This is a genomic window from Halorubrum miltondacostae, from assembly GCF_041379815.1.
Lineage (GTDB): Archaea > Halobacteriota > Halobacteria > Halobacteriales > Haloferacaceae > Halorubrum > Halorubrum miltondacostae.
In genome coordinates, this window is the sequence record NZ_JBEDNY010000009.1 from 57,002 (window position 1) to 72,157 (window position 15,156).

The 15,156-nt window shown below is 58.0% G+C and carries 18 protein-coding genes and 3 pseudogenes; 9 read left to right on the forward strand and 12 right to left on the reverse strand.

The annotated features are described in order from the left end of the window. The first annotated feature begins 143 nt into the window (after window positions 1-143). Window positions 144-1,397, forward strand: a complete 1,254-nt coding sequence (locus tag ABNG04_RS17500) for an RNA-guided endonuclease InsQ/TnpB family protein (RefSeq protein WP_371163609.1) — start codon at window positions 144-146, stop codon at window positions 1,395-1,397. 63 nt (window positions 1,398-1,460) lie between these two features. Here ABNG04_RS17500 and ABNG04_RS17505 read toward each other — a convergent pair whose 3' ends face one another. Both ABNG04_RS17505 and ABNG04_RS17510 read right to left on the reverse strand, forming a co-directional pair. Further along, window positions 1,461-1,793, reverse strand: coding sequence for a ribbon-helix-helix domain-containing protein (locus ABNG04_RS17505; RefSeq protein WP_006183391.1), 333 nt, complete (start codon window positions 1,791-1,793; stop codon window positions 1,461-1,463). Window positions 1,794-1,946: 153 nt separating this feature from the next. Beyond that, a complete protein-coding gene (locus ABNG04_RS17510) occupies window positions 1,947-2,306 on the reverse strand; it encodes a MarR family transcriptional regulator (protein ID WP_079235398.1) in 360 nt (119 codons plus the stop codon). A 418-nt stretch (window positions 2,307-2,724) separates the two neighbouring features. Between ABNG04_RS17510 and ABNG04_RS17515 the strand changes: the two genes are divergently transcribed. Together ABNG04_RS17515 and ABNG04_RS17520 are read left to right on the forward strand one after the other, a co-directional pair. Further along, window positions 2,725-3,015, forward strand: a complete 291-nt coding sequence (locus ABNG04_RS17515; RefSeq protein WP_006183393.1) for a UPF0175 family protein — start codon at window positions 2,725-2,727, stop codon at window positions 3,013-3,015. Further along, window positions 3,016-3,529: pseudogene (locus ABNG04_RS17520) on the forward strand (PIN domain-containing protein). Window positions 3,530-3,827: 298 nt separating this feature from the next. Here the strand turns inward: ABNG04_RS17520 and ABNG04_RS17525 are convergent. Both ABNG04_RS17525 and ABNG04_RS17530 read right to left on the reverse strand, forming a co-directional pair. Beyond that, window positions 3,828-5,057 (reverse strand): RNA-guided endonuclease InsQ/TnpB family protein, encoded by a 1,230-nt coding sequence (locus ABNG04_RS17525; protein WP_006183394.1) that lies wholly within the window; start codon window positions 5,055-5,057, stop codon window positions 3,828-3,830. 195 nt (window positions 5,058-5,252) lie between these two features. Next, window positions 5,253-5,645: a winged helix-turn-helix domain-containing protein gene (locus ABNG04_RS17530; protein WP_371163610.1), complete on the reverse strand. Its 393-nt coding sequence runs from the start codon at window positions 5,643-5,645 to the stop codon at window positions 5,253-5,255. A gap of 113 nt (window positions 5,646-5,758) precedes the next feature. Here ABNG04_RS17530 and ABNG04_RS17535 point away from each other — a divergent pair, with 113 nt between their 5' ends. Beyond that, entirely contained in the window at window positions 5,759-6,427 is a 669-nt protein-coding gene (locus ABNG04_RS17535) for a DUF7509 family protein (protein ID WP_371163611.1), read from the forward strand. Here the strand turns inward: ABNG04_RS17535 and ABNG04_RS17540 are convergent. From ABNG04_RS17540 to ABNG04_RS17550, 3 genes are all read right to left on the reverse strand, one after another. Further along, window positions 6,400-6,600, reverse strand: a complete 201-nt coding sequence (locus ABNG04_RS17540; protein WP_371163612.1) for a hypothetical protein — start codon at window positions 6,598-6,600, stop codon at window positions 6,400-6,402. The genes ABNG04_RS17535 and ABNG04_RS17540 overlap by 28 nt on opposite strands. 87 nt (window positions 6,601-6,687) lie before the next feature. Then, window positions 6,688-7,284 (reverse strand): hypothetical protein, encoded by a 597-nt coding sequence (locus tag ABNG04_RS17545; protein ID WP_371163613.1) that lies wholly within the window; start codon window positions 7,282-7,284, stop codon window positions 6,688-6,690. A gap of 63 nt (window positions 7,285-7,347) precedes the next feature. Next, on the reverse strand, window positions 7,348-7,734 hold the full coding sequence (locus ABNG04_RS17550) for a hypothetical protein (RefSeq protein WP_006183398.1): 387 nt from the start codon (window positions 7,732-7,734) through the stop codon (window positions 7,348-7,350). Window positions 7,735-7,815: 81 nt separating this feature from the next. Here ABNG04_RS17550 and ABNG04_RS17555 point away from each other — a divergent pair, with 81 nt between their 5' ends. The 3 genes from ABNG04_RS17555 to ABNG04_RS17565 all read left to right on the forward strand — a co-directional run bounded on the left by ABNG04_RS17555 (window position 7,816) and on the right by ABNG04_RS17565 (window position 10,755). After that, complete coding sequence (locus ABNG04_RS17555; protein WP_006183399.1) at window positions 7,816-8,070, forward strand: DUF8081 domain-containing protein; 255 nt, start codon at window positions 7,816-7,818, stop codon at window positions 8,068-8,070. A gap of 65 nt (window positions 8,071-8,135) precedes the next feature. Then, window positions 8,136-9,956 carry an SWIM zinc finger family protein gene (locus ABNG04_RS17560; protein WP_006183400.1) on the forward strand — a complete coding sequence of 607 codons (1,821 nt, stop codon included), beginning with the start codon at window positions 8,136-8,138 and terminating at the stop codon, window positions 9,954-9,956. 13 nt (window positions 9,957-9,969) lie between these two features. Next, entirely contained in the window at window positions 9,970-10,755 is a 786-nt protein-coding gene (locus ABNG04_RS17565) for a hypothetical protein (RefSeq protein ID WP_006183401.1), read from the forward strand. Window positions 10,756-10,856: 101 nt separating this feature from the next. Here ABNG04_RS17565 and ABNG04_RS17570 read toward each other — a convergent pair. Together ABNG04_RS17570 and ABNG04_RS17575 are read right to left on the reverse strand one after the other, a co-directional pair. Beyond that, a pseudogene (locus ABNG04_RS17570) lies at window positions 10,857-10,986 on the reverse strand (RNA-guided endonuclease TnpB family protein); the annotation flags it as partial. Further along, window positions 10,977-11,321, reverse strand: a complete 345-nt coding sequence (locus tag ABNG04_RS17575; protein WP_006183402.1) for a MarR family transcriptional regulator — start codon at window positions 11,319-11,321, stop codon at window positions 10,977-10,979. The pseudogene ABNG04_RS17570 and the gene ABNG04_RS17575, both read right to left, overlap by 10 nt. 94 nt (window positions 11,322-11,415) lie before the next feature. Between ABNG04_RS17575 and ABNG04_RS17580 the strand changes: the two genes are divergently transcribed. Continuing rightward, on the forward strand, window positions 11,416-11,733 hold the full coding sequence (locus tag ABNG04_RS17580) for a hypothetical protein (RefSeq protein ID WP_015310324.1): 318 nt from the start codon (window positions 11,416-11,418) through the stop codon (window positions 11,731-11,733). Between the two features lie 198 nt (window positions 11,734-11,931). Here ABNG04_RS17580 and ABNG04_RS17585 read toward each other — a convergent pair whose 3' ends face one another. After that, window positions 11,932-12,381 (reverse strand): winged helix-turn-helix domain-containing protein, encoded by a 450-nt coding sequence (locus tag ABNG04_RS17585; protein WP_049934231.1) that lies wholly within the window; start codon window positions 12,379-12,381, stop codon window positions 11,932-11,934. Between the two features lie 114 nt (window positions 12,382-12,495). Beyond that, the gene (locus tag ABNG04_RS17590) at window positions 12,496-12,834 is read right to left on the reverse strand and encodes a DUF6788 family protein (protein WP_006183538.1); all 339 of its coding nucleotides are present in this window, start codon (window positions 12,832-12,834) and stop codon (window positions 12,496-12,498) included. A 677-nt stretch (window positions 12,835-13,511) separates the two neighbouring features. Here ABNG04_RS17590 and ABNG04_RS17595 point away from each other — a divergent pair. Further along, window positions 13,512-13,793 (forward strand): annotated as a pseudogene (locus ABNG04_RS17595) (AAA family ATPase); the annotation flags it as partial. 14 nt (window positions 13,794-13,807) lie between these two features. Here the strand turns inward: ABNG04_RS17595 and ABNG04_RS17600 are convergent. Next, window positions 13,808-15,082 carry an IS4 family transposase gene (locus ABNG04_RS17600; RefSeq protein WP_371163652.1) on the reverse strand — a complete coding sequence of 425 codons (1,275 nt, stop codon included), beginning with the start codon at window positions 15,080-15,082 and terminating at the stop codon, window positions 13,808-13,810. Window positions 15,083-15,156: the final 74 nt, after the last annotated feature.

Sequence of the window (15,156 nt, forward strand, 5' to 3'; positions counted from 1 at the left end):
TGGAACCGAGGACTGAGCAGGGCGGGAGTGAATCGCGTACGCTCTAATACGACACCACGAGGTAACAGCCGGGCCGGATATTCTACGTTCACTTTCACTCCGATAACACACAACTTACCAGTCTGGCATACAACAGGCTATGTATGGCGAATCAGGGCACTCGCACCTACGTTGCTTCCATCCGCAACCATCAACAGGTGCGTGACGACCTCGATTCGCTCGGATTCGCTGCCTCGAAGCTCTGGAATATCGCCCGGTGGACGTGTGACCGTATCTGGGCCGAAACTGGCACAATACCAGATCACGGTGTTCTCAAAGCGTACCTCAAGAATCACGAACGCTACGCGGATTTGAACGCACAATCCAGCCAGGCAATTCTCGAAGAATTGGCTGAAGCGTTCGACTCGTGGTATGCACTCCGTGAGAATGGCGACGAGAACGTGAACCCACCCGGCTACCGCAAACATGGCGACGACCATCCACGCTCGACGGTCACGTTCAAAGAGGATGGGTTCAAGCACGACCCCGACCACGATCGGATTCGACTCTCGAAGGGGCGGAATCTGAAAGATGGGCGTCGAGACTTTATTCTCTGCGAGTACGCTGTTGACCCGGATGTGACCGTCCAGAACGTCCAGCAAGTCCGGGCAGTCTGGACCGGCACCGAATGGGAGTTGCACATCGTCTGCAACGTTGAGATTGATGACTCGGACGCACCCGGCGACCGAGTGGCAGGTATCGACCTTGGTATTTGTAACTTCGCCGCCGTTGCGGTTGGCGACGATGCCCTGCTGTATCCCGGTGGCGCACTCAAAGAGGACGATTACTACTTCCAGAAAGAGCGAGCGAAGTGCAACGATAATTCCTCCCGCAAAGCACAACGGCTGGACCGCAAGCGAGAGACTCGCCGGACACACTTCTTCCACGCTGTCTCGAAGGACATAGTAGTCGAGTGCGCCGCCCGAAACGTTGGGACGATTGCTGTGGGGGATCTGAATGGTATTCGCGAGGACACCGACTGGGGTGACCACGGCAACCTCGATCTACATGGGTGGGCGTTCGACAGGTTCACGAAGATGCTGGCATACAAAGCCGCTGAACACGGTATTTCTGTTGAGCGCGTGGATGAACGCGGTACGTCCAAGTCCTGTGGTTCCTGCGGGACCACCGATGGCAGCCAGCGTGTCGAACGCGGGCTGTACGTCTGTGAGGAGTGTGGGCTGGTCGCTAATGCTGACGTGAACGGAGCCGAAAACATCCGACAGAAGGTACTCCCGAATCTCGCCTGTGATGGGGGAGATAGGGATAACGGCTGGATGGCACAGCCAGCGGTTCGCCTGTTCGACAAATCCACGGGCAGAGTACGCCCACAAGAGCAGGTGGCCTGCGAACCATAATCTCCTAACGCTCAGGAAACCGCGCCGTTCACGGCGCGGAGGATGTCATCCACTGTCGACGTTTCACACGTCGGACCCGTACACCTGTTCGGACGTCTCCTCTCGTGCCTCTTCGACGGCTCGTTCGAGGTCGTCTGCATCGACTTTCTCGCCGAGTGCTGTAAGCTCGGCGGCGATCTCACTGGCAGACTCGTGGCTCTGTTCAGCTTCAGCGAGCAGCTGCTCCAGCCGGAGTGCGGCGATCGCTGTATCGTCATTAAGCTCGCGGAGATGGGCGCGGCAGGCCTCTTTGATGAATTCGCTCTTGTTGGTGTAGATCCCCGTTTCATCGAGGAACCGCTCGATCTCGGTGTCGAGCTCAACCGGGAACTTGACGCTGACACTCGCGTATTTCATTGTAGTACCATCGTACTACGAGTATTTGAATACTGGCTGCCCGTGCGGGGAGGTTTTCAGGACGATATGTAGTCGATCAACTGGCTCGCCACATCCTTGGTGCGATCGTCGACGAGAGAGGTCAGGTAGTGCTCGGCAAGTCCTCGAACGCAGTCACTGTACGTCCTCCATCTCGTCGGTCTGGAGGTCTTCGAGAGGTGCCTCACCGTATTGTTCGTCTGCCGTCTCGTAGTGTCGGTGGAGCTGGTAGGCAGATTGAAGCCGTTCCTTGTCGTCCGTGATCGCCCAGTACGGGCGCTTGTGCCGCACGAGACCGCGTTCCTTCAATCGCGAGAGAATCGCACTGACGGCGTCTGTATCCAGCCCGAGTTGTTCGGCGATCGTTGCCGCCTTCCACGCCCGGTCGTCATTCTTGTCGAGGAACAGCACGATTCGCTCGGTATCATTCCGCTCCTCGAATTCGTCGGCGTCAGCGTTCTCGAACTCGTCGATATCGATGGTACCGCTCGACATAACCTAGTGTTGGGGATGTTGGAATATAGCCGTTTGGGATGTTTGCTACCGTGGATGGGGTGGTTCCTTCTTGCGCTCAGATACATCCCTGGCGGGACGTGCTGCCGACTATGAGTCACTGATCACTCCAGTTTAATTTCACATTGCGTAACAGTAGCCCGAATTTCGTTTGGATCGAATTCCGGATTACTGCCTGTGGGCGGGGCTGTCTGCGCTGGATAAGGGACAATCCACTCGTCACTACCTGATGGGTGGACTGTTGTGACGAAGCATTCGAGATAGTCCCCTACTGTGAGTTGATGGGCGTCGAAGAAGGAGGGCGGGATTTCCTTCAGTGGCCGTGGACGGGCTTCACCCCACAGGAGCCTTTCTAGGAAGCACCGAAGCGTTTGTACACTTTGCATACGAAGTAAACAGTATGGGGACGATCTCGACACGCGTTCCCGACGAGCTGGAAGCCGAACTCGAGGCATATTTCGAGGAGGAAAAGCTCGACCGGAGCACGGCCGTTCGGAAACTCCTCTCCGAGGGGCTCGAAGAGTGGCGTCGCGAACAGGCACTCGATCAGCTTGCGGCCGGATCCATCACATTCAGCAAGGCGGCTGAGCTGGCCGGGATGTCGGTCTGGGATTTCGCCCAGCTCGCCAAAGAACGTGATATCACCTGGGTGGCGGACGACCATCTCGACGCGGATCTCGAGGCGCTGTGAATGTGGGTCTTCGACACCACGCTGCTCATCTACCTCGCGAAGGTCGACCGACTCATACTCGTCGAGCACCTGGAAACGACGTGTATTATTCCTGAACGCATCTACGAGGAGGTCGTCGAAACCGGTCTTGACCAGGGATATCCGGAGGCCCGTCACATCGAGCGCAGCGTCGATGCCGACAGGTTTGATGTCGTGTCAGTGGAGACTACCCCGCTGCTGTCCCGTCTCCAGGATAACAGCAACCTCAGCGACGCCGATGTCGCTGTTCTCGCCTGCGCCGACGCCCACGATGGCGTGGCCGTGATGGATGAGACGTACGGCCGTGACGTCGCAGCGGCTGAGGGAATCACAACCCGGGGGGACGGCATATCTCGTGCTAAAACTCGCTAGCGAGGGAACACTCAGTGTCGACGATGCCCGAACCGTAATTGATGCAATGATCGACGAGGGCTGGTACTGCGCTCCTGATGTCTACGCGAAGATCGTCCAGAAACTCGACTCGCTGGCCGACTGATCTGCCCCCGCTGCAGCACGGAGGGAACGATCCATAGCGAGAGTCCGTTCTTCGGTCTGTTCGAGTGCCATCACGAATATGGTTACTAGTCTGATACCATCCACTCGACTACATGTGGACTTTCGCCTCGCTACCACTGCAACTGACTGAATCTGTTGCACGTCGGTGACTTTTTCGAATGCATTAACCAACGTCACGAATTCACGACCTACATTTTGTTGGTTAATATCTGGAGCACCATCTTGGTAGGTCAACCGCCTCGGGGTCAAGCCTCGAGGCTTGTCAGTGGACTCCCGCTCTATCCGCGCAAGGCGGAAGGCGTGTAATCGCCGTTCGCGTTCAGCGTCCCTGACTTGAGGGCCAGTTGACTGGTGGCCCGTCCAGCACCAGACTTGAGCCAGTGCTGGACAAGACGCCACCCGATATTCCGAGCGGCGTTATAATCCGCGTGCAGTTCTTTCCCGCATTTCAGGCACTCGAACTCGCCACCATCTCGATTATCTTCGTGCGTGAACCCGCACTCGCCGTGACTGCACCGCTGAGACGTGTAAGCAGGGGCAACATCGTCCACGTCGATGCCGTACTCTTCGGCCTTGTATTCGACGTGGCGTTGAAGTTCACGGAACGCCCACTGCTGGAACTTCAAGGCGTTCGAGATACGCTCACGGATGTGCGTCAGGTTCTCGAACGCAATAGCCGTGCAGTCGTTCTCCACGGCTTCCTGCACAATCGCTTTAGACACGCGGTGGAGGTAGTCGGCGCTCCACCGGGCGAACCGTGAGCCGATACTCTTGATGGTGAGATGCGCGGAGCGAGTGCCTGTCTGTTGGAGAGTGCCGCGCCGACGTTCATACTCGTCGCGTTTGTGGTTGAGATAGTCCGCATTACCGAGGAACGCTCCCGTGCTGGTGACGACGAGGTATCCGTCCACGTTCAGGTCAACGCCGAGAACCACTCCGTTCTCGGTCTGCTCGTCGCCAGAATCAGCGGGTTCGACTTCTTTCTCCACGGCGACGTGGAGGTAGTACGTACCGTCACGCTTGTGGAGCGTGGCTTCCTTGCATTCCCACTCCGGCGTCCAATACTCCGCAAACGGCGTGCCGTCCTCCTCGTTAGGTGTGACGAACTCGGCGGTCACGCGGTCGTCCACAGTGGCGAGTGTCACGTGGTCGTCGTTGTACGTGATGGTGCGCCCGTTGTACACGACAACGCTCCCTCGGAACTCGGGCTTGCCTGCTTTCTTGCCATCGTCGAGGATGCGGTCTTTGCAGTTGCCGAGTGCGTCTGCGGCGAGGTTGCGGGCGGATTGGACGAGACTGGCTTGTAGACTAGTCTGCTCCCGAACCTCTGTGTAGGTTTGTTCGTGGAGCGTATTTTTGGTGTCCTCGATTTCTGTGGGGTCGTCGCTCCATCCAGCGTCAGCGACGTGTTGGGCCGCTTGACGGAATTGCTCGAACGTTGCATCGAGAACGCTGTGAGCGTCCTCGGGAACGTCGAGCTTTAGCTGGATGTTACGGACGACCTCCATACTTCATAATTACTTCTATAGATATTTGAAAGTATTTACTTGAGGTGGTGGAGTCGGCCCTGCCATCGTGCGTGGTTTGTGTCATCGAGTGTCGGCTTCCTCCCCGACCTCAAGGGTCGGGGTATCCGCCTCGCAACCTCTATGAAAGACTGGAGTAGTCGCTGGAGACCGACGACGAGAATGTCCTCTGGCAGCTTACGAATAGGCGTCGTTGAACTCCCGTTCACGGCGCATCAGCTCCTCGACACCGTACTCAAGAATACCCCGCCCCATTTCCGTCGGCCGATAGTACGTGTAAAAACCCTGGCTGTCAGCGGTCCGTCGCTGGCGCTTGTCGACGAGCCCGACGTCGACGAGTTCGTCGAGATGGTAGTGGAAATTGTGGGATTCGACATCGACCGCGGCCTTGAGATCGGCAGCACTCAGTTCGTCGTTGACGACGAGCGTGCGGAGGATCCGGAACCGCGTCGGGTGGCCGATCGCCTGTTGCATCGCGAGGTACTCCTCGAGCGTCAGTCCGCTCTCTTCGGGAAGCGGCGGGTCCGGCTGACGAACCTCCTCTGTTGGCTGGCGATCGGTTTCGGACATTTAGGGGGTGCCTCAAGTCCTACGTTGGGACGCCACGTACTTAGTCGTTCTCGACTAGAATATTACTGAAAACACCGAGATTTATATACTACCGTTCCGAATCAACGAGCCGAATGCGGCAACGGATTATCGACAATCTCCCCCGTGCCGCCGGTGATTCAGATGCGCTCGCTCCAGTCCGGCGGGAACAGTTTCTCGTCTATCTGATGGGCCCATACCGGACATTCGACGTCGACGCGCTGCTGCCGGCGGACGCCGATGTCGAAACCGATGCCCCATCGTTTGCGACGTGGGACGAGACCAGCGGCGAGTACGCCGAAGACGAGGTGTTGCGGCTCCTGCAGGAAACGCGGGACTGCCTCCGCGACCGCGGGTTTAATGCTTTTCTCGCAATCGACGTCGGGATCCCGCTCGACGAGATGGATGCCGCCACACAGAGTATCGCCTTTGCGCAAGCGAGTAATGCAACGATCTTCATCGCTCCACAGGTCGGCGACAACCTCGGTGTCGGGATCGAGATCGGGAGCGTCCTCGAGGATATTCTGTCGACAGCTGGAATGCAGGGGCCGGCGGCCGATGCAACGCCACCAACGCGTGCGCGACGGGTTATGGTCGCGACCGAACCATCGGTTCGAAGTGCGATGCTTGGCGCCGTCCACGCGCGCTGGGACGCCAGTGTTCGGACGTTCGCCGATGCCGCGGACTGCTGTCGGCTCTGCGCACAGTTCTGCACCCACATTCAGAACGAGGAGCTCTATGGATCGCTCGACCGTCTGGACTGATCGGCCTCGCGGTCACCCGGAAAGACCTCTTCGCCGGAGTTGCTCCGAGAGTTACCCGACTCCTGATACTCGCTGATCACGCGGTGTTCCTGGGTGTCGGTGATGAGAGTAGCGTCCGAGAGGAGTTCCTCGGCCTCGTCGAGAAGCGTGTGCCAACTCACGCTGAATGGCATATCTGGATACATGACGCCAGGAGCACAAAACTCCGCGGCTAACGCTCTTTCCCCGACACACGTTCCAGACGAGTCTATTCGAGTGAGCTACCGTCCACTGTTTTGCTCGTCACCTTCGAGCGCGTCCCGAAGCCCGTCTGGAAGTAGGGAAAACGGCTTCTCCGCGTGAAAGGCGACGTTCTCGTAGGCCTGCTCGACGTGTTTTCGCTTCGAGTCCTCACATTCCTCGGCAAGCGCTTCCAGTTCGTCCATCATGGACCGGAGTTGGTCCTCGGCTTCGAGCATCTCGGCGGTCAGCGCCAGTTCCTTGATCGCCTTGGCGGCAGCGCGTCGCACGCGGCCGTCGTCGTCGCGGAGCGCGTCCACGTAGAGGTCCCACAGTCGTTCGCGGTGGGTCGCGATCTCGTCGAGCGTCCACTCATCCGGTAACGCCTCGTCGGTGAGGTCCGAACCGACCGTTCGATAGGCCAGGCGCGGATACAGACCGGCCGCAAAGCGAATCACGGACTGTCGCTGGTATCCATCGTCGGCCTCGTAGAGGTCGCGACACATCTCGAAACACTCGTCGAACAGGGCGGCTCGTTCCTCGAGTTCGGTATTCTCGATTTCGTCGATCGCCCGATTCACGCGCTCGGTGTCGCCCGAGGAGAGCGCGTCGGCGAACACCTCGCGAGTGTGATCCATACACGTTGTTGGTCGGATGGCGGCGTAATTCCTCGGATCGGGCTTCGAGAGGATCTCCGTTCCTCACCCGGCGGCGTCGTCGACGTAGTCTTCACGCCACCAGACGGTCCGGCCCGCAGGCGACCTGACCGCAGTCGCCGTGAACACCTCGACGGAGAACGTCTCCGTTATGGCCGTATCCGATCCGTGTAGATGGGTAGCGAGATAGCGCAGTAGTTCGGTGATCGCTTCGTCACTCCACGTATACTTCTCCCGGAGCACGAGCAGGGCGTATGTCCGATCCTCGTCGAGTGACCAGATCGTGGCTGTGGCGAGTCTGGCGCTGACGTGATCGTCGGCGACCACGTCCGGATGTGTGGTGTCGATGTGCCAGAGTGTCGCTTCCTCGGACTGAAAGAGCGGGAGCGGATCGAGGTGCTCGGACTGGAGATGTTCGGGCGTCAGTTCCATACGTGGTTCGTACGGCTGGCGGAACTATAATCGACCCCAATTCGGGAAATCCTGAAGAAGAGCTACCGCGAACGAACAGTCATGGCCGACTACATCGTGGAACTCAAAGATTCGGTCTTTCGCGAGACACCACTCGCGGAGGCGAATTTCGATGAGGATGGTCGACTTATGTTCGGCTCGAAAGCGGACGCAGAGGAGTGGGTGACTGAACAGAACCGAGAACACACGAGCAGGGGGCAACTCACGCTCCACACCGCGCATCCGGCCGACACGTCGGACGTCGACGCCTACGTCGTCTTCCAGCCGGTGAAAGGCGTCTGGATTCCAGATTCGTAGGCCCACAGTCCCCCAACCGTCCACTACAGTATTACTACTGGCCCAGGCCATAGATACGTACAAGGATGGCGGGTTCCGACCCGACACTCACGGAGGCAGCAGTCCGGGATCTGGCACGTCCCCAGTCATACGACCGGGGGGAGAACTACTACGACGAGGGTGCCGTCGTCGAACTCGTCCGGCGCGGTGAGACGATCCGAGCGGCGGTTGAAGGCAGCCAGTACGAGCCCTACCAGGTGCGGATCGAGCTCGACAAAACCGGGGTCGTCGACACGGCGTGTTCCTGCCCGTACGATCACGGTGGAATTTGCAAGCACCGTGTCGCCGTCCTCCTGACGTACGTCCGTGATCCCGACAGGATCGACCAGCGACCGCCAGTCTCCGAACTGGTCGCCGACGCGGACCCCGAGGATCTCCGTGACGTTCTCGTTGACCTTGTCGAGAGTCGCCCGGAGCTGGCAGAGCAGGTTGAGTCCCGGCTCGAAACAGTTCGGTCCGAAGAGGCGGATGATGACGCTCGCGACCGCACGCCCGACATCAATCGGGAGTCGATCCGCCAGCAGGTGCAGTACATTCTCCGTCCCACCGAGAGACGTAGCGCCCACGCGTACGACCCGTATGAGGCCGTCGAAACTGACGTCGAGACGTTGCGAAACCTGCTCGACCAGGCACGGACAGCCGTCGAGGCTGGCGACGGCGAGACAGCACTGGATATCCTCGAACCGTTGGCCGACGAACTCATGGACGAGGAGTGGCTCGCTCTCTCGTACGACGATTCGAACGCCATCTTCGAGTTTTTCGACGAGGTCGACCGAGTGCTGGCCGAGGCATTGCTCACGGCCGACCTCTCGGAGGCCGAGCGTGCCGACTGGGAGGATCGCCTCTGGGCGTGGGAACAGGAGATGGGGGGCTATACGCACCAGCCACCGTACAGCGTCGCCCTCGAAGCGGCACAGCGGGGCTGGGACTTCGAGCCGGTCCAGCGGGCGATGCAGGGCGACATCGGCTACGCGGACCTCTGGGAGGGCGACCCGCCGTGGTATGCCGAGGACTTCGTCAGGGCCCGACTCAACGTCCTCGAACGCCAGGGCCGCATCGAGGAGTACCTGAACCTGGCGGAGGCTGCGGACCTGATCGACGACTACGGGACCATGCTCATCGAGGAGGGACAGATCGACCAGGCGATCGAGTACGGCCGACGCAACCTGTACTCCCCGGACGAAGCACTCACGCTGGCCAAAGCCCTTCGGGAACACGACCGGCCGGAGGCCGCGCTGGAGATTGCCCAGCACGGATTGGCCCTCGAGGACAGCAGCGGGCAAGCGGAGTTGGCCGAGTGGCTCCGTGATAGAGCTAGCAGCATGGGCGAATCCGAGATTGCGCTGGAGGCAGCCATCGTCGTGTTCGACGCCTCGCCGACGCTTGCGGCCTATCAGGCCACAGAGGAACTCGCTGGCGAGGAGTGGCCGACCGTCCGCGAGGAGCTACTGGAGTCGCTTGCAGACAGGAACACGAGACAGCGGACTGCGCGACGGCACGTCGAGATCTTTCTGTACGCGGAGCGATACGACGAGGCCATCGCCATCGCGGATCGGTTTTCGGATTACAAGGTAGTGGAGCCGGTCGTCGAGGCCGTCTGGGAGGAACACCCCCACTGGACGATCGACGCCTGCAAGGAGCAGGCCGAGCCGATAATCGAGGAGGGACAGTCTCAGCGATATCGCCACGCTGTGGACTGGCTGAAGACTGCCGGGAAGGCAGCCGAGGTCGCGGGCGAACTCGATGACTGGCGTGCCTACGTAGAGAACTTGCGGGACGAGCACTCCCAAAAGTACAAGCTCCGGCCGATGCTGGAGGAGTTGCTCGAGGAGTTCGAGAGGCGATAGCACAACTGGACCCATGACTGAGACAGATATCCAAGATCGGTTCGTCATCGAAGTTAGTCGCGTGGGGACTGTCGATCACATCGTCGACCTGGAAGCAGAACCGGCGAACAGGTCGCGATACTCACCTCGTCGTGAGTTGCCGGGGGAGAAGTTGTGTGATCGGAGTACGCGCTCACCCGCGAGTGAGTACATCGCGCTTCGAGACTACGCCGACTGGAAAGATCTCGATAAGACGACATTCGAGGGCGATGCGCCGGACGAAGTGTGTTCGTATTGCTGGGCAGCGGTACTCGAACAAATCAAGAAAGTAGAACAGCACGAACACGGTGACATCGACGAGCGTATCGGGACAGTTGGATACCGCCTCCGCTGGAAGCAGAAGGGCCGTGCCCGCGAGGAGTGGTACGACATCGTCGTCCGACCGGAGACGACGATGGCAGAACTCGATACACTCGTCTGCCGATTCACCACACTCGATGACTTCCATCTTCGTATGTACGGACTCGAGGACGAGTACCTTGACTCAACACTCAACGTTATCCCAGACCTCCAGTTCGCTGAAGTCGACGATCCCTCATACAGGAAGGCAAGCGAGATGACGATTGCCGATATCGCCGAACGCGCAGCGCTCTGGAAGGGGGACCGGCTCAGCATGGTCTACGATTTTGGAACTCCCTCACACTACTACTGCATCGTCAAGGAGGGGTACGATCCAGAGGAGATCGAGAAACTCCTCGAAAAGCGTGACCCAATCGCAGCGACCGAGACAGCTGCTATCATGGACGAGAAACGATCCTAGCAATGGCCACGATCGGATAGTTGCCCCGCTCTTTTTCACCGGACTCCTCGATTGACATCCTCACCCGCCTGAAGACGGGGTGAATCCCGAGCGGTGGGATATTAGGGTTTGCAGTCTACCTGTTCGTGTGGGGTGAAACACACCTGCGGTTGTATCGAACAGGTAGACTCCGGGCTGTGCCAACCAGCCGTTACTCATATCTCCGGTTGGGAGAGTTTGAGTTATTCGCCGGCTGCGTTCAGCGCACTGTTCAGCTCGAAAAGCTCCTGAACGGCATCGCTCTTGGCGACTTGATACCGGCGGGGTGACGAGTTCGCTACTTCCTCGACGATCTCGGTTTCTACCAGAAGGTCGATGTACTTGCTCACTGTCTGCCGGGTAACGCCAGCATGATCCGCGAGCTCCGTCTTGGTGAACTCTCGGCCCGGGGGGAGCGTGAGAATGGCGTCGATGAGGATTGGGACACTCTCGTGCTGAAAGAGATACAAGACACCGCTCGGATTCTCCAGGCGGGCCTCCTTGGTGTCCTTCTCCGCTGCTGGGTGTTTCTGAGGTGATTCGCTCATACTGTTGGTTTACCGGTGATAACACATAACTGTTGTCCCGGGCGTTAATGCGCATTAACACACTCTTATCAAAGAGGCATAGAAAGAGGGGAATATGCGTAAGCCGTCGGTGAAATGTGCGCTCCTCGCAGCAATGATAGCCGAGCATCGGTGGGGCTCGCCTATCGTTGAAGAGAACCTCCTCTCTATTGCTGCTATCGAGACGAGTGACTACCCCACCGCCAGCGACGTCTTCGACGAGCTGCGGTCCAAGCCCTACATCACGAATCAAGGGAACCGAGGAATCGAACTCGACAACAGCGAGTTCGGTCACCTAGCCGATGTCCTCTACCACGAGTGCGACTGGGAACCGTTTGAGATCAAAAGCCGCCTGAAACACTACGAGGGCTGGGAAACCCACGACTGGGCGTGACCGTGTTGAGACTTACGTAGGCAGATCGTACCCCCTCGTTTGAGTTCCCGGTGGGGCGACTATAGCCCAACTGCGCGTGATCTACAATGCCGATCATAACAGTCAGTTTCACATTACGAAAAGGCGGCTGCAGCCCGTGGTCTGTTGCGGAGCTGTCGGCTTCCTCTCCGGCTCGAAACCGCTGACCCATTCCTCGACTTACTCGGTTGCTTGTCCCGGACGTGGCGCTTGTGCATACTTATCGATCTCGGGCGTGGTGTCCAGCCGCGTATACATATCCTGTAACGCCGCTTCAGCTCGCAAGAGGCCCGCCTCCGATAGCAACGCTCGTCCCTCCTCTGTCAGCCCGTAGAAGCGCCAGGGAAGATCTCGTTGTCGACGGTCGTCGGGAAGCATCCGTTCCTCGACGATACCGTCCTCGATCAAGATCTCGAGATGCTCGCGGATCGTACTCTGGCTCTTGCTTGGGTTCACGTAGCTGAGTTCCTTGAGCGAGGGTAACTGCTTCGGATGGGATAGGATATTCTGAATCAAAACGAAGCGGGTCTCCTGGGTGACGGTGTTGAGACGCTGGCGCTGAGTTTCAACGGTACTGTCTATCCCGGAGAGCGTCCGTGGCGTATCCGAGTTCGAGGGATCAGATGGCATAGTAGGCGTTCATAATCATAGGCCGACCGTCGATTCACCCCAAGCTATGGCCGCTTGAACATTAACTACTTTGGCGAGCACCAAATTGGTATAGACCGAGCCGAAGAGAGACGATCATTCCGTGACCGCTCCTTTGTACTCCCAGTCGAGACTATCCCCTTGTCGGCGGACGATGTACTTGTAGGGGCCATGGAGCTCGCCAGATTGGCACTTGCAGTTGTCTTTGCCACAGCTGACTTTCTTGATCACCACAGTCCCCCCGCTCGATTCTTCGACGGCTTCGATCGTCTCGCCTTCGCCGGCGTCGATATCTTCGGCAGCGACGTCCTGGCGGTACTCGAGGAGATCGTCGATCCAGTCCCGGAGGGTGCGTAAGTCTGCGTCGTCTTGCTTCGGGACGCCCTCAGCGAGATACTGCGGGAGCGAATCGGGAGCCGGTGGTCGAGGGGTCATTGTCTTACCAAACAACACGGACTACTAGAGAATAAATGTTTGGTAAGATTTGAGAGCAACCCTCCAGCATTTCCGGAGCAATCACTATCGAGAGTCGCTGAATCGGCTGATTATCGAGAATTCAGTAGCTCGGGAGGTTTGGTATCCACCCTTCCGCCAGTTCCGGATCTTTACGTTTCCATGATACTAGAGACACCAGATTAGATTCATAAAATAGTGGGGTGATCCTCAGAAGAGTATAGCAAATCAGCATATTCGACGAAAATTGCTGAAACGGTGGTGGGTGTGACCGCTCGAACCAACCACGATGATCGAAGGAGGGGTACGGGACATAGAAACCAGACCGGGCCGCGATTGAGATTACCACGGGATGTGGTAGGAAGACAGAGACACACCACTCTTGCAAGTGAAGCCCAGAATTCGAGACAGGGGACAAAGTAGTACAGAGAAGCAGTTGCGGGGATACAAACGTCGGTACCAGCACAAAGAGAGCCTCTAGGACGTGAATTCTTACAACACCACCACCCAGATATGTCAGCGCTTTAGTTGAAATTGTGGACTGTTGCTCTAGTCACTACTAGTCTAAGTGCTTCACTTGTAACAGTGGTGTGTCTGTGTCCTTCACTTGAAACAGATGTAGGGGTGGTTTTATATAGGAGACGTGAGAAAGCGGTGACATGCGTCGATTCGAGCGGAAGCAGAACATCTTCCGCAACAAAGACGCCCTTGGAGAATCCTACCAACCCGACCAAATCGAGGAGCGAGATGAGGAGATCGAGGAGTACATGGACGCCCTCCAACCCGTCGTTGACGGTTGGGAACCGAACAACATTTTCCTCTACGGGAATACCGGCGTCGGGAAGACCGCCGTCACCGACTACCTTCTCGACAGACTCCAGGACGATGTCGCTGACTACGATGACGTTGACCTGTCGGTTATATCGGTGAATTGCAAGACACCATTCGTCTTCAGTTAAGACTCACACCTCGGTTGTGTAGCGGTAGCGAGCGTCTCTTGTAAGATCGGTCGCTGCTTGTGGATCTTTTGAGCGTCTTCGGTCAGTCGTTCAAGCAGCGGCGGTGGTGAGTAGCCGAGATACTCACCGAGTTTGTGGAGGAAAAGCTGGGCGTGCGACCGGAAGGTCGCCGCCCAGCGCTCTGTCGGAAACACGAGCTCATCATCCGCCTGCTCAGTCACCAGATCCAATAACTCGCGGCTTACAAGCAGCGACAGCAGTGCTGCGTATAGTAAGATCTTCATCACGTGTTCGTCGCTCGTGTTGAACTCATCCAAGTTGTACTGCGTCTTCAGCTCACGGAACAACAACTCAACTTCCCACCGACACCGGTAGATCTGCGCTAGGTCTGCCGGAAAGAACTCCTCTCTCGACAGATTCGTCACGTACAGATGGTAGTCGTCGGCGTCCTCGTTGCGGACGCCGACGACGCGGAACCGCTTCGTATCCAGCGAGCGCGTCCCCTCGTACGGCCCGCGCTTGAACTCGACTTCGACCTCCACATCGATGTACCTCCGGTCGAGATCATCGAGAACAGCTCGGAGCTGCTTGCCTTCTAAGGGAATGGCGCGGCCGCGCCATTCCCGTAATTCCGACGTAATCATTGGGTTCGCGTTCTGTTTTAGCCTACTCACGAAGTAGCCGTCGTTCTCGTCGATCAGCGCAAACCGGCGGTACTTGAAGTAGGCGAGATCGAACAGCATGAGGCGGTTCTCGAGCCACGGCCCTGTCTTGAACAGCGTGCTATCGTGTGCTTTCTCGTCAGCAGTATCGATCCGTTCAATCGTCTGCTCGGTGGCATTGTGGAGCAGGTGGAGCTTCGCTCCAGCCTGCTCCTCGTGGCGGGCTTCGTACTCGTTGGAAAGGAACTCGTGCAACCGCAACACCGTTCCATCGGCGATCATTACATCTCTGAATCGGTCGATATTAGCGTCAACAGCGTCGGGAACAGCGACCTCGTCGAGACCGTGCTCGACGAGGTCGCGGAGGTACTCCGCAAGCGTCGGAGTCAACCGCTGATGAAACCCACTCGGTGAGATCGTCTCATCGGCAGTCGAGTTGTAACAGCGTCTAAACCCGGCGAGTGTTCGGCTTTCGCCTGCGGCGAAGCCGAACACGAATGTCCAGACGAAGGCAGGAATCTGAAGCTTTCGGTCACGTTCGACCACGCCGAGTTCCTCGGCGTGCTCTTTGAGGAACTCAGAGGGAAACAGTGTAGTGAGCCGACGCATAATTCGAGATGAGGAGTCCTTGTCGTGCACAGACTGGACTTCCTCATTCCTTCCGAAAGATGTCCCGATAAACC